15 protein-coding genes are annotated in these 12,513 nt (G+C 71.7%); 4 read left to right on the plus strand and 11 right to left on the minus strand.

Going from position 1 to position 12,513, the window contains the following annotated elements; genetic code table 11:
* The first annotated feature begins 99 nt into the window (after positions 1-99).
* Positions 100-1,917: a Stk1 family PASTA domain-containing Ser/Thr kinase gene (gene pknB, locus LBW97_RS19010; RefSeq protein ID WP_224500942.1), complete on the plus strand. Its 1,818-nt coding sequence runs from the start codon at positions 100-102 to the stop codon at positions 1,915-1,917.
* Between the two features lie 68 nt (positions 1,918-1,985).
* On the opposite strand, the gene LBW97_RS19015 is transcribed toward pknB, so the two are convergent.
* Together LBW97_RS19015 and LBW97_RS19020 are read right to left on the minus strand one after the other, a co-directional pair.
* Complete coding sequence (locus tag LBW97_RS19015) at positions 1,986-2,645, minus strand: aminodeoxychorismate/anthranilate synthase component II (protein ID WP_224500943.1); 660 nt, start codon at positions 2,643-2,645, stop codon at positions 1,986-1,988.
* A gap of 48 nt (positions 2,646-2,693) precedes the next feature.
* Positions 2,694-3,440: a DUF881 domain-containing protein gene (locus tag LBW97_RS19020; protein WP_224500944.1), complete on the minus strand. Its 747-nt coding sequence runs from the start codon at positions 3,438-3,440 to the stop codon at positions 2,694-2,696.
* Between the two features lie 139 nt (positions 3,441-3,579).
* Between LBW97_RS19020 and crgA the strand changes: the two genes are divergently transcribed.
* Positions 3,580-3,852, plus strand: a complete 273-nt coding sequence (gene crgA, locus LBW97_RS19025) for a cell division protein CrgA (protein WP_224500945.1) — start codon at positions 3,580-3,582, stop codon at positions 3,850-3,852.
* 528 nt (positions 3,853-4,380) lie between these two features.
* Here crgA and LBW97_RS19030 read toward each other — a convergent pair.
* Positions 4,381-5,541, minus strand: a complete 1,161-nt coding sequence (locus LBW97_RS19030) for a thiolase family protein (RefSeq protein WP_224500946.1) — start codon at positions 5,539-5,541, stop codon at positions 4,381-4,383.
* 90 nt (positions 5,542-5,631) lie between these two features.
* Between LBW97_RS19030 and LBW97_RS19035 the strand changes: the two genes are divergently transcribed.
* Positions 5,632-6,042, plus strand: a complete 411-nt coding sequence (locus tag LBW97_RS19035) for a PH domain-containing protein (protein ID WP_224500947.1) — start codon at positions 5,632-5,634, stop codon at positions 6,040-6,042.
* Here the strand turns inward: LBW97_RS19035 and LBW97_RS19040 are convergent.
* Both LBW97_RS19040 and LBW97_RS19045 read right to left on the minus strand, forming a co-directional pair.
* The gene (locus tag LBW97_RS19040) at positions 6,039-6,803 is read right to left on the minus strand and encodes a rhomboid family intramembrane serine protease (RefSeq protein WP_224500948.1); all 765 of its coding nucleotides are present in this window, start codon (positions 6,801-6,803) and stop codon (positions 6,039-6,041) included. The two genes, LBW97_RS19035 and LBW97_RS19040, sit on opposite strands and share 4 nt — an antisense overlap.
* A 128-nt stretch (positions 6,804-6,931) precedes the next feature.
* Entirely contained in the window at positions 6,932-7,465 is a 534-nt protein-coding gene (locus LBW97_RS19045) for a peptidylprolyl isomerase (protein ID WP_224500949.1), read from the minus strand.
* 121 nt (positions 7,466-7,586) lie between these two features.
* Between LBW97_RS19045 and LBW97_RS19050 the strand changes: the two genes are divergently transcribed.
* Positions 7,587-8,168 (plus strand): carboxymuconolactone decarboxylase family protein, encoded by a 582-nt coding sequence (locus LBW97_RS19050; RefSeq protein WP_224500950.1) that lies wholly within the window; start codon positions 7,587-7,589, stop codon positions 8,166-8,168.
* A 497-nt stretch (positions 8,169-8,665) separates the two neighbouring features.
* On the opposite strand, the gene LBW97_RS19055 is transcribed toward LBW97_RS19050, so the two are convergent.
* The 6 genes from LBW97_RS19055 to LBW97_RS19080 all read right to left on the minus strand — a co-directional run bounded on the left by LBW97_RS19055 (position 8,666) and on the right by LBW97_RS19080 (position 12,348).
* On the minus strand, positions 8,666-9,232 hold the full coding sequence (locus LBW97_RS19055; protein ID WP_224500951.1) for a hypothetical protein: 567 nt from the start codon (positions 9,230-9,232) through the stop codon (positions 8,666-8,668).
* A gap of 6 nt (positions 9,233-9,238) precedes the next feature.
* Positions 9,239-9,457 (minus strand): hypothetical protein, encoded by a 219-nt coding sequence (locus tag LBW97_RS19060; protein ID WP_224500952.1) that lies wholly within the window; start codon positions 9,455-9,457, stop codon positions 9,239-9,241.
* A gap of 243 nt (positions 9,458-9,700) precedes the next feature.
* Positions 9,701-10,264 (minus strand): TlpA disulfide reductase family protein, encoded by a 564-nt coding sequence (locus LBW97_RS19065; RefSeq protein WP_224500953.1) that lies wholly within the window; start codon positions 10,262-10,264, stop codon positions 9,701-9,703.
* A 187-nt stretch (positions 10,265-10,451) separates the two neighbouring features.
* Positions 10,452-10,940, minus strand: coding sequence for a hypothetical protein (locus LBW97_RS19070; RefSeq protein WP_224500954.1), 489 nt, complete (start codon positions 10,938-10,940; stop codon positions 10,452-10,454).
* A 125-nt stretch (positions 10,941-11,065) separates the two neighbouring features.
* A complete protein-coding gene (locus tag LBW97_RS19075; RefSeq protein ID WP_224500955.1) occupies positions 11,066-11,785 on the minus strand; it encodes a hypothetical protein in 720 nt (239 codons plus the stop codon).
* Positions 11,782-12,348: a sigma-70 family RNA polymerase sigma factor gene (locus LBW97_RS19080; protein WP_308010510.1), complete on the minus strand. Its 567-nt coding sequence runs from the start codon at positions 12,346-12,348 to the stop codon at positions 11,782-11,784. Before LBW97_RS19080 ends, LBW97_RS19075 begins: the two co-directional genes overlap by 4 nt.
* Between the last annotated feature and the right edge of the window lie 165 nt (positions 12,349-12,513).

Consider the following 12,513-nt stretch of genomic DNA (forward strand, 5'->3'; position numbering starts at 1 on the left):
TAGGCTCGCCGGCGGCCCTTCGTCTGCCGGGCCCGCACCCGCGCCCTCCCGGGCGCGGACGCCTCGGTGCACGCACCGAACCGCCCGAGAGGACCGTCGATGACCACGCCGCAGGTGCTCGGCGACCGCTACGAGATCGGCGGCGTCCTGGGCCGCGGCGGCATGGCCGAGGTGCACCTCGGCCGCGACCTGCGTCTCGGCCGCGAGGTCGCCGTCAAGGTCCTGCGCAGCGACCTGGCGCGCGACCCGTCCTTCCAGGTCCGCTTCCGGCGCGAGGCGCAGGCCTCGGCGTCGCTGAACCACCCGGCGATCGTCGCCGTCTACGACACCGGCGAGGACCGCACGCCCAGCGGCGCGACGCCCTACATCGTCATGGAGTTCGTGGAGGGGGAGACCCTCCGCGACGTGCTCCGCCGCGAGGGGCCGCTGCCCATGGAGCGGGCGATGAGCCTGTCCGCCGACATCTGCGGCGCGCTGGACTTCAGCCACCGCAACGGCATCGTGCACCGGGACGTGAAGCCCGGGAACGTGATGATCACGCCGCAGGGCACGGTCAAGGTCATGGATTTCGGCATCGCCCGGGCGGTGTCGGACTCCGCGGCCACGATGACCTCCACCGCGGCGGTGATAGGTACCGCCCAGTACCTCTCCCCGGAGCAGGCCCGCGGCGAGGGCGTGGACGCCCGCTCCGACGTCTACTCGATGGGCTGCCTGCTCTACGAGCTGGTCACCGGAGCGCCCCCGTTCACCGGCGACTCCCCCGTCTCCGTGGCCTACCAGCACGTGCGCGAGGACCCCAAGCTCCCGTCGTCCATCAACCGCGAGGTGCCGCCGGAGCTGGACGCGATCCTGCTCAAGGCGATGAGCAAGAACCCGGCCAACCGGTACCAGTCGGCCGCGGACATGCGCAACGACCTGCTCCGGGCGCTGGCCGGGCAGCGGGTCGAGGCCACGCCGGTCATGGGCGAGGACGAGAAGACCGCGATCATCGGCGCCCCGGTGGGGGGCTACGGGAACTACGGCGACGACTGGGACGACGACGACTCCGCGCGGCGCCGCAAGCGCCGCATCATCGCCATCGTGTCCGTGCTGGCCGTGCTCCTCATCGGCGGCGCGATCGCCCTGGCCGTCGCCATGAGCGGTGGGGACGAGAAGGACCCCGTCGCCCGGGTGAGCGTTCCCCCGGTGGCGAACGTGCCCGAGGCCGAGGCCCGCGCGCAGATCGAGGCCGCCAAGCTGGTCGTCGGCGACGTGACGATCCAGCCGAGTCCCACGGTCGCCGAGGGCAGCGTCATCGAGACCACCCCGGCCGCCGGCGTGCAGGTGGACGAGGGCGACGACGTCGACCTCGTGGTCAGCTCCGGCCCGGACACGCTGCTGGTCCCCGGCGTCTCGGGGCTCACCGAGGAGCAGGCGCGGGCGAACCTCCAGCAGGCCGGCTTCACCAACGTCTCCAGCCGGCGGGTGGACTCCATCGAGGTCGACGAGGGCCGGGTGGTCTCCGTGTCGCCCGAGGAGGGCAGCCAGGCCGGCCGGAGCCAGCCGATCACGCTCAACGTCTCCACCGGCACCATCGAGATGCCGAACGTCATCAACCAGACGGAGACCCAGGCGCGCGCCGCCCTGCAGGAGCAGGGCATCGGCGCCGGTCAGATCACGGTGGAGAACGCGGAGAACGACACCGTCCCGGCGGGCACGGTCCTCGAGACGGATCCCACCGCCGGCACCGACGTGGGAGGCGACGACATCATCACGCTGGTCGTCGCGGTCCCGACGCCGGAGGAGCCCGCCGATCCCGTCGTGCCCGACCCCGGCACCACCGGGCCGGGCACGGGGCCCGGGACCGGACCGGGCACCGGCACCGGCACCGGACCGGGTGCCGGCACGGGAACCGGCCCAGGCGCCGGCAACCCGTAACAGCCGGTCATGACGCAGCAGGGCCCCTCCCGTCCGGGAGGGGCCCTGCTGCGTTGCTGGGGAGCCGATCAGGCGGTGGCGGTGGACAACCGGCGGGCGGCGGTCTCCGCGGCGCTGACGAGCTCCTCGTCGGGCGCCAGGCCGCAGGACCGCAGCCAGGTCGCGAGCATCCGGTGGCCGCCCTCGGTCAGGACCGACTCGGGGTGGAACTGGACACCCTCGATCGGGAGCTCGCGGTGGCGCAGCGCCATCACCAGACCCGACGGGGTGTGCCCGGTGACCTCGAGCTCGTCCGGGACGGTGGCGGGGTCGACGGCGAGCGAGTGGTACCGCGTCGCGGTGAAGGGGGTGGGCAGTCCGGCGAGGACCCCGTGCCCCTCGTGCACGACCTCGCTGGTCTTCCCGTGCAGCAGCTCCGGGGCGCGGACCACCACGGCCCCGAACGCCTCGGCGATCGCCTGGTGGCCGAGGCAGACCCCGAGGACGGGCGTGCCCTGCTCGGCCGCCGCCCGCACCATCGGCACGGTCACACCCGCATCGGCGGGGGCGCCGGGGCCGGGGGAGAGCAGCACCCCGGCGACGTCGAGGTCGGCCAGCTCGTCCACGGTGACGGCGTCGTTGCGGCGGACCACGCAGCGCACGCCCAGCTGGCCCAGGTACTGGACCAGGTTGTAGACGAAGCTGTCGAAGTTGTCGACGACGAGGACCGGTCGGTCGTCGGTGCCCATCGGAGTCGCTCCTCGTCGGTGCTCGCCGGGCCACGGCCGGACAGCTGGTCAGCCGGCGGCGGCGTACTGCAGGGTGAGGCCGCCATCGTAGGCGGGGACCGACACCTCGGACCGCTCGCGTACCTCGAACGTGAGGCCGAACGCGGTGGCTGCCTCGCGGAGGATGGCGATCTGCCGCGAGGAGTTGAGTGCGCTGCGGACGGCGGACGCGTCCACGACGGCGGAGACGACGAACGGCGGGGAGTACGTCCGCCCCTGCAGCAGCAGCGTGTTCCCGACGCACCGGACCGCGCTCGTGGAGATCAGGCGCTGGTCCATGACGGCGACCCCCTCGGCGCCGGCGGCCCACACCGCGTTGACGACCGCCTGGACGTCGCTCTGGTGGATGACGACGTCGTCGGGCCGGGCGTTGCTGGGCAGGCTGCCGTCGGAGCGCGGGGGTGCGTCGTCGAGGGTGATCACCACGCCGGCGCCGGCCACCGGGGTCAGCCCGGCCGCGGGTCCACCGGCGGCCCCCTCGGCCGTCGCCTCGGCGACGACGCTGTTGCGGGACGCCGCCTCCTCCGTGAGCTCCTGGACCTGCCGCTGGAGCGCCGTCAGCTGATCCGCCTGGCGGGCGACGGCGGAATCGCGCTCCTCGATGAGCTCGGAGAGCTGGGTGATCTCCCCTGCGCGCAGATCGGTGCCCTGAGCGGTCCGGCCGGAGGTCGCGAACAGCAACCCCGCCGCGAGCGCCACCACCGGGACCAGCACGCTCCAGGCCGAGGGCCGGCGGCGCAGGATCGACAGGTCCACGGGCACCTCCTGAGGGTCGGCGGGCGACGCGGGACGGCTCGGTCGGGTGCGGGAGCGCCGTCCGCGTTGCCAGGAAGTTTAGGCTGGTCCTCGAAGCGGTCCGGGGAAGACGAGCCCCGCCCCCGGGAGGGAGTACGCGTTGCCCAAGTCCAAGGTGCGCAAGAAGTCGGTGTACACCCCGCCGGAGGAGGCCCTCCGCGCCCGGGGCGGCCAGGCGAAGGTCCTGCAGCCGAGCCCGCGCTGGTACGCGCCGGTGATGGTCGGGCTCATGCTGATCGGGCTGCTGTGGATCGTCGTCTACTACGTCGCCGGAGACCGGATCCCGTTCCTGGTGTCCCTGTCGGCGTGGAACTTCGCCATCGGCTTCGGCGTGATGGTCGCCGGCCTGCTCATGTCGATGCGCTGGCGCTGAGGAGACACCCTCCTGCGGAGGGTCACTGCGCGACGGTCATCGAGGCCCTCGTCCCCCAGCGGGACGGGGGCCTCGTCCGTTCCGGGAGCCGTCCGGGCAGGTCGCGGCGGCGCTGTGGACGATGTGCACAAGGCGGTCGCCGTCATCCACAGGTCGACATGGCGCTCCACCCCCAGGGTTGTCCACCGAGTGTGGAGGGACGCCGGGCCACGGAACCGCGCTGACCTGCGGTTTCTCCTCTGATGGGACTCGTGTGACAGGACGTCCACCCGCGTAACTACACCTGTGTGAGTCTGTCCCCAGCTGTGTACCCAGCTGTGGACGAGTCGACATGTCCGTCCCCCGGGGACGGTCGATGCACACCGGGGGTACCCCTCTGACCTGCGGATACGCCGGTTACACGCGGCATGTGGACGGACCCGTCCGGTCACCACCACCCGGCTCCGCCGGACCGGGACGCCGGGACGCGACAGCCCCCGGCCATCGGGTGGCCGGGGGCTGTCGTGGACGCGGTCGTCGCCGCGGGGATCAGGCGTCGAGCAGCTCCAGCACGGTGGCGTTGGCCATGCCGCCGCCCTCGCACATCGTCTGCAGCCCGTACCGGGTGCCGGTGGCCTGCATCTGGTGGATCAGCGTGGTCATGATCCGGGCACCCGAGCCACCCAGCGGGTGGCCGAGGGCGATGGCCCCGCCGACCGGGTTCAGCCGGTTCGGGTCGGCGCCGAGGTCGGCCAGCCAGGCCAGGGGCACCGGCGCGAACGCCTCGTTGACCTCGAAGATGCCGATGTCGTCGACCGACAGGCCGGAGCGGGCCAGCACCTTCTGCGTCGCCGGGATCGGCGCGGTCAGCATGATGACCGGGTCGTCGCCGGCCATGACGGTGGTGTGGATGCGGACGATCGGGCGCAGGCCGAGCTCACGCGCCTTCTCGCTCGTCGTCACCAGCAGCGCCGCGGACCCGTCGGAGATCTGGCTGGCGTTGCCGGCGCTGATGACGCCGTCCTCCTTGAAGGGGGTCTTGAGCGAGCCGAGCTTCTCCAGCGTGCCGCCGGCCCGGATGCCCTCGTCTGCGCGGATCACGGTGCCGTCGTCCAGGGTGACCGGCGCGATCTCCTCGTCGAACGCCCCGTCGGCCTGGGCCTTCGCCGCCTTCTCGTGGGAAGCGAGGCTGAACTCGTCGAGCTGGGTGCGGGAGAGCCCCCACCGCTCGGCGATCATCTCCGCGCCGATGCCCTGGTTCGGGTGGACGCCGCCGTAGCGCGCCATGAACCGGGGGCCCAGTGGCTTCCCCGCCGAGCCGTCGCCGCGGGCGGCCCCCATGGGGACCCGGCTCATCGACTCGACGCCACCGGCGACGACGACGTCGGCCTGGCCGCTGATCACGGTGGCGGCGGCGAACGCGACCGCCTGCTGGGAGGAGCCGCACTGGCGGTCGATGGTGGTGCCCGGGACCGACTCGGGCCAGCCGGCGGCGAGCGCGGCGTTGCGGCCGATGTTGAAGGTCTGCTCGCCGACCTGGCTCACACAGCCCCAGAACACGTCCTCGACGACGGCGGGGTCGATGCCCGACCGCTCGGCCAGCGACTCCAGCACGTGGGCGGAGAGGTCGACGGCGTGCACGCCGGAGAGCCCTCCTCCGCGCTTGCCCACCGGTGTACGGACTGCGGCACAGATGACGGCATCACGCATGGACCCACTCCTCGTCGACGACCCGAGCGACCGATCAGTCACCCCTGACCGCGATCGTATGTGCCGCAGGCCACTGGCAGGGTGGGGGCCGTGCGCTGGTCCCCTCCCCTCGTCCTGCCCGTCGTCCTCGCCGCCTGCGGGCTGGTGCTCGGCGCGGTCGCCGGAATGCTCGAGGACGCCGGCCGCGTCCTGATCGGGGCCGCGGCGCTGCTGCTGATCGTGCTGGCCGCGCGGGACGCCGTGCTGCGCCCACGCCTGCTCGCGGCCGAGGACGGGCTTGAGGTCGCGACCCTCACCGGTCGGCGGGTCCTGCCGTGGGGCCGGCTGCAGGTGCGGGTGCGGAAGACGCGGCGGTGGGGAACGACGGCGCGCACGCTGGAGCTGGACACCGCCACGGGCCCGGACGACGACGGCGTCCTCGTCGTCCTCGGCCGCTGGGAGCTCGGCGCCGACCCCGAGGAGGTCGCGCGGGACCTGGCGGCGTGGCGGAACGGCGGCTAGAGGCCGAGCACCGCGACGGTCGGCACGGTGAGCGCGACGCCGCCCAGCACCAGGGCGAGGACCCCGAGGCCGAGTCCTTGGACGGCCGGACGGCGGCGGGTGGCCACCAGCACACCCGCCGTGAGGGCCCCGGTCACCAGACCGCCGAGGTGGCCCAGCAGCGAGATGCCGGGCAGGAAGCTGAAGACGACGTAGACGGCGACCAGGGTGAGCACCCCCCGCACGTCCTGCCTCCTGGCCAGCGCGAGGACCGCCAGGGCGCCCAGGAGGCCGTAGATGGCCCCGGAGGCGCCCGCGACGGGTACGCGGGGGTCGCCGAACAGCTGGATGGCCACGGCCCCGCCCAGCGCGGAGACGAGGTACAGGGCCAGGTACCGGACCCGGCCCAGCGCGTTCTCCAGCTCCGAACCCAGGAACAGCAGCGCCAGCATGTTCATGAGCAGGTGGACCGGGCCGATGTGCACGAACGCGGCGGTGACCACGCGCCACCACTGGTCGAACAGCGAGACGCCGTAGGGCCACTGGGACAGCGCGTCGAAGGCTGGGGAGTCGGAGTTCGACAGCGGCGCGTTGCCCACCGTCACCGCGGACACGGCGGTGACGACGAAGACGGCGACGTTGACGGCCACGAGGCCGACGCTGACCACGCCCCACCGACGGCCGGCGGAGCGCCAGGCCCCCTGCTCCCGCGGCGTGCGGACCGAGGCGTTGCCCTCGCGGACGCACTCCGGGCACTGGAACCCCACCGAGGCGGGGACCATGCACTCGGGGCAGATCGGGCGGCCGCAGCGGGTGCAGGAGATGCCGGTCGGCCGGTCCTGATGCCGGTAGCACGTGCGCGGAGGGGGCACCGGCTGCCCGCCGGCGCCCCCTCCGAGCGGACCGGTGCTCAGCTGCGCTGAACCTCGACGGACTCGATCACCACGTCCTCGACGGGGCGGTCGTTCCGGCCGGTCTGCACGCCGACGATGCGGTCGACGACGTCACGGCTCTCCTGGTCGGCGACCTCACCGAAGATGGTGTGCTTGCCGGTCAGCCAGGCGGTGGCGCCCACGGTGATGAAGAACTGCGAGCCGTTCGTGCCCGGGCCGGCGTTGGCCATGGCGAGCAGGTAGGGCTTGGTGAAGGCCAGGTCGGGGTGGATCTCGTCGCCGAACTGGTAGCCGGGACCACCGATGCCCTGACCGAGCGGGTCGCCGCCCTGGATCATGAAGCCGGAGATGATCCGGTGGAAGATCGTGCCGTCGTACAGCTTGGCGGTGGTCTTCTCGCGGGTCGCGGGGTGCGTCCACTCGCGGAGGCCCTCGGCCAGGTCGGCGAAGTTGGCGACCGTCTTCGGAGCGTGGTCGGGGAACAGGTCCACGGTGATGTCGCCGTGGTTGGTGTGCAGGACCGCGCGGCGGGCGGGAGTCGATTCAGTCACGGCTCCACTCTCCCACCGTCACCGGGGACGCGACGCCGCACCCCGTCGTCCGGTGCTCCACGTGGAACATCGGACGTCGGGATCTACCGCTCGAGCACCGACGGCCCTACCGTGCTCGCCCATGTTCCTGACGACGGCGCCCGACTCCGCCGGAGCCGATCGGCTCTACGACGACGACAGGCGCGAGCAGGGTTTCGTCATGAACGGATCCCGGCTGTGGGCGCACTCGCCTGCGCTGCACGACGAGCTGTTCGCGCTGCTGCGGGGTGCCGCGGAGGAGGCCGGACTGGGCACGCGGGAACGAGGGGTGCTGGTCACCGCCTGCGCGTCGACGCTGGGCGACGCCTACTGCAGCCTGGCGTGGGGAACCAGGCTGGGACAGGTGGCCGGCGACGAGCTGGCGGCCGCGGTCCTCTCCGGCACCGACAGCGGCCTGGATGCCCGGGAGCAGGCCCTGGCGCGCTGGGCGCGCCTGGTCGCCGCCGATCCGAACGGCACCGACGCCGAGGACGTGCAGGCCCTCCGGGACAACGGGTTCGACGAACGGCAGATCCTGGCGATCACCGCGTACACCGCGCTGCGGCTGGCCTTCAGCACGGTGAACGACGCGCTGGGCGTGCGACCGGAGCCCGAACTCGTGACGGGTGCGCCGGAGGCGGTGCGGGAGGTGGTCACCTGGGGTCGCGTTCCGGAGGGGACCTGAGTGTGTGGAGACGAGGGGAATCGAACCCCTAACCCCCGCCTTGCAAAACCGGACGAGGCGTGGTTTGGCGCAGTGGGCTGTGACTGAAAAACCGTTCTGACCAGCGCTTTTATCGTTGGCCGTTGTCGGGCGTCGTTGGCCGATTCTGACCGTTTTGCGGACTATCTGCGGACTGTGTGCGGACTCGCCGCCTCGCCCACGGCCACTCTCGGACGCCCCGCCCCGGGCCCCCGAGCCCGATCGCGGTCCGCAGCGCAGTGAGGGCACCCGCCCCATCCCCCGCGGGAGCCTCTCCGACTGCACCGGCCGCCGGAAGGGCGCTGCGCGTCCCTGCGGGATGGGCCTACGGCCCACCCTTCCCCCGGCGCGGCACAGTCGGAGGAGAGCTGGTTATGGGGAAGCGGGGTGCGCAGTGGGCTGATCGCCGACATCTGCCTGTCACGCTCCGCTCCCGGGCGCGCCCACTGCCTCGTGCTTCGACCCACCAGGGACGGGGGTCAACGGCCGGCTGCCGGCGGCGGGTCCTCTGACCAGGATCGGTACAGCTGGTGGATGCCCTCCGACTCCGCCACAACAGTTCGCCACTGGGCGTTCTGCGGCTCCGCGCCCATCTCGATGCACCACTGCACCGCCGACTCCAAGGTCTGGCGCGGCGTGACGAAGTGACCGTCCGGACGGACGGTGTAGAGGTGAAGATGGGGAAAGGTGGCGTGGCTCTTGCCGGCCGGATGCCAGTGCATCGCCCAGAGCTTCTCGTTGTCCGGTGACCGGAACTCGTACAGGTAGGCCAAAGTGGTGACCCGCCAGCGCCCCTGCTGGATGTCGTACTTCTCGGGGTCGGTAGGGATGATCCTGTAGTGCATGGACGCCTGGAACCGGCAGCCGGCCGCGCCACCGCGCAGCACAAGGCCGTCTCCGCCGTTCAGGCTCCAGACGTGCGTCTTGCCCGTGCCCGCGCGGCCGTCGGGTGAGACGACGACCTTGCCCGTGCCCAGGCAGGCCACGGCACGTTCGATGGGCGCCAGGAACGCTTCAACGGCTCGGTACGGCGACGCTCCCGGCACGAGGCGTCAGCGTACGAGAGGCAGTGCCATGAGCACGTCGAGCAGTCCCGGGTGGACATCGGGGTCGACGTCCTCGAACTTGCCACCGTCGAGGGCCGCGAGGAACTCTTCACCGCTCACGTCCAGGGCGGTGCGGGCGATTCGGTCGAAAGCTGCGGCGGCTTCCTCCGGGTTGAGCTCGCTGACTTCGACAGACGCACTGCTCTCTGCGATCGACACGGTCACCCTCCCTTCTCCGTCCACAGGTCCATCCACAAGTATGTCCACACCCACGTGTCTACAGGGTGCCACCGACGGAAACGTCGCGGCGAGCCGAGGCGTATGCGCGTCACACGTTCGGGGCCCGGCCGTTGCCGACAGGCACCAAGCAGGTCCGGGCGATGAAGCTTCGGCGGACGCTCAGCGCGACCGGCCTTCTTCGGCCTCGACGGGGCCCTGCGCATCGGCACGATCACCTTCTCTGGCCGGTTACAGCCGCACACCCAGGTGCTCGGCCACCAGGCCACGGAGCTCGTCGTAGGAGCTGATCTCCCCCTGCTCGACGTGGACGACCGTCCCGTCGGCGGATAGGAACACCGAGTGCGGCAGCCCGCGCAGCCCGAGCTCGGCGGCCAGCTCGCCGTCGCCATCGAACGCGCTCGGAAACGTGAGCCCCGCGTCCGCCGCGAACGAGGTGCCCTGCTCAACGCCTTCATGGCTGACGACCCCGAGCACGCGCACCTGGTCCGCGGCCGCGTCTGACAGCTGCTCGAAGAGCGGCAGCTCCGCACGACACGGCGGGCACCAGCTAGCCCACAGGTTGAGGACGGTCGGCACACCCGGCGCCTGCGCCAGGTCCAGGCGGCCGCCCCCGAGGCAGTCGAAGGAAAGCTTCAGGGCTCCCTCGACAGCCGGCTCACCGCCGGACTGGTCGGGGCACGGCGACAAATCGGTTTCGACTGCGGGGCCGGCCAACGCTTCGCGGTCACCCTCGGAGCCACAACCGGCCAAGCTCAGCAGCACCGCAGCCGCCAGGACGATGAAGCGGATCACTCGGCGTCCGAGGCCGTAGCAGTTGCGCCCTCGGGCGCGCAGCCTCCGACGTGAGCGGACACAGTGGCTCCTTGCTTACGGGCGTCGCGGGCGGTGGCGCGGTCACGGTACCGACAGCCCGGCGTCGCGCGGCCCCGCCGAAGGATGAGCGTCGCCCAATCGAGACGAGTCAAGCCGCCCGGTCCTGTCATGTGCCGGCAGCAACCCGGGCCTGTAGGCGAGCGCTGAACTCGACGCCGTAGGGCACCGCCCGGAGTTCCTCGGGCGATGTCTCTATGCCCTGAGCACGCAGAAGGTCAGCGAGCCACGTCCAGGGGTGATCCTCGCCGGTGGCCTCGGCATCATCTGGGAGGACGGTTGCGCGCACGTCGGCCTCCAGGCTCTCCAGGGTCAGGTGCTGCCAGGGGTCGACCTCGGCGCTCAGCCCGGGCCCCCGCTCGGCGCTCAGCGTGAACCCTCGCTCGGCGTGCAGCCGGACGCGACGCCCGTCGGCCAGGACGGCGAACTCCTCGACACGGAAGCGGATGGCGCCCGGGGATAACACCGGCACCCCAGGTTGGGGAACGAATGGGGCGAACGTGAACCCGCTGACCGGAACGCCGTGAACGCCCATGCCCTCAGGCCCGTCGTCCGCTGCCGCGGCGAGGAGCCGCTGACGAGCCTCCTCCTCGGTCACGAGGTCGCACCACGCGCCCAAGCGAACCACCGGCGAATCGATGGTTGGACCGTAGCGCCGACTATGCACGTCCTACCGCCTTCGCGAGTGCCGCAGCTCAAGCAGGGCAACGACAATGCCGCTGCTCAACGTGGTACTCGTCCGGAGAAGTCCATAGTGCCTACGACAGAGCCGTCGGCGGCGTATCCGGTCAGTACGCCGTCGGACCCAGCCGGATACCACCCGTGCAACCACCCGCGCGCGAGCACGGTCGGGTAGATCGACCCGTCGGGTAGCCGTAGTTCGCCGCGCACGGCGGTTCCGGCACTCACCCCATAGACGACGTACGGGGTGGTCCCCAGGATGCCCGTCTCCACCGCGAAGTTGTTCGGGAACCCGCCCGGCCCGCACAGTCCGCCGCTTTGGTCAAAGTCGGCGGGTAATGGTCCGGTAGCGCTAGCCGCCGTTTCGAACACGGCTGAGGTGCACCAGGCGTAGTCGTTTCCGGGTTCTTCTTCCCATGTCACCACAGTGAAGACCCGTCCGTCGGGGCCAGGAGCGGTCCCGGCCCGCTGGACAGTTGCAGCAGCGGAATCCGGGTCGGCGGACATTGAGCCCAGCAGGTCAAGGAGTCGTTCTGGTAGGTCCATCGCGGCCGCAGTCCCGATGCCACCGGCGAGCAGCGCCCCGGACAAGGCAACGGACACGATCCTCCGGCGGTAGCGCCTCGGAAACCGCTGCTCCGTCGGGGAGGCTGTAGTGGAAGCGGTGATGCGGGTGAGTTCAGCCGCCGACCAGTCCTCGTCCAGCGTAGGAGCCGGGCGAAGCGCCTTGAGGCGGGTGAGCGGATCGGTCGTCTTGTTCACGAGGCACTCCTTGGACATGGCGTCTGGATGCGGAGGGAGGCTGGTTCAGGATCGGCGGTCGCCTCCCGCAACCGACGGCGCGCGCGGTGCAACCGAACGGCGAAGGTTGGGGCCGAGCAGCCAGCCACGTGCGCGGCTTGCGCGGTGCCCAACCCGTCCCAGGCGACAAGCAGAAGCGCCTCACGCTCGGTAGCGGTCAGCGCGGCCAACGCTGCCAGCATCGCCTGGCGCTCGACGGCGGGGATCTCTGCTGCGGGGCCGTGCCCGGCGACGTCGGTCAGCCGCTGCAACTCACTCTGGAGCATGGCCTGCCGGTACCCCGAGCGACGGTGGTTGGCGAGCGTGTTGCGGGCGACGACGAGCAGCCAGGGCAGCGGCTCGCCTGGGACATCTGACAGTCGCCGCCAGGCCACGAGGAACGTCTCCGACACAACCTCGTGCGCAGTCTCCGGGTCGGTGTGCCGCTGCGCGTAGGCCAGCACCCGAGGGGCGTGCTCCTTCCAGAGCGCGGTGAACCGGCTGGCCTCGGGTTCCGCCGCCGGAACGCTTCTCGTCACTCTCACACCTTGCAATGTCCAGCACCTGGCCGTTTCTTACGTCCTCAGCCCGTGCCGTCCTGCCAAACCCGCCCGGCCGTTGGTTGCTCCAGCGCTCCCGGTGGCTGCTTTGCGAATCCTTGACGGCCGCCGGCAGGACACCGAAGCCCCCGACCTGTCCCTCAAGGCGAC

It is taken from the genome of Blastococcus sp. LR1, from assembly GCF_020166105.1.
Lineage (GTDB): Bacteria > Actinomycetota > Actinomycetes > Mycobacteriales > Geodermatophilaceae > Blastococcus.

Bases quoted from the DNA above. Each gene is read 5' to 3' on its own strand.
- LBW97_RS19040 (WP_224500948.1), bottom strand. From the start codon at position 6,803: ATGGTCCCCGCCTCGGTGGGGTTCCAGTGCCCGGAGTGCGTCCGCGAG.
- pknB (WP_224500942.1), top strand. From the start codon at position 100: ATGACCACGCCGCAGGTGCTCGGCGACCGCTACGAGATCGGCGGCGTC.
- LBW97_RS19030 (WP_224500946.1), bottom strand. From the start codon at position 5,541: ATGCGTGATGCCGTCATCTGTGCCGCAGTCCGTACACCGGTGGGCAAG.
- LBW97_RS19015 (WP_224500943.1), bottom strand. From the start codon at position 2,645: ATGGGCACCGACGACCGACCGGTCCTCGTCGTCGACAACTTCGACAGC.
- LBW97_RS19050 (WP_224500950.1), top strand. From the start codon at position 7,587: ATGTTCCTGACGACGGCGCCCGACTCCGCCGGAGCCGATCGGCTCTAC.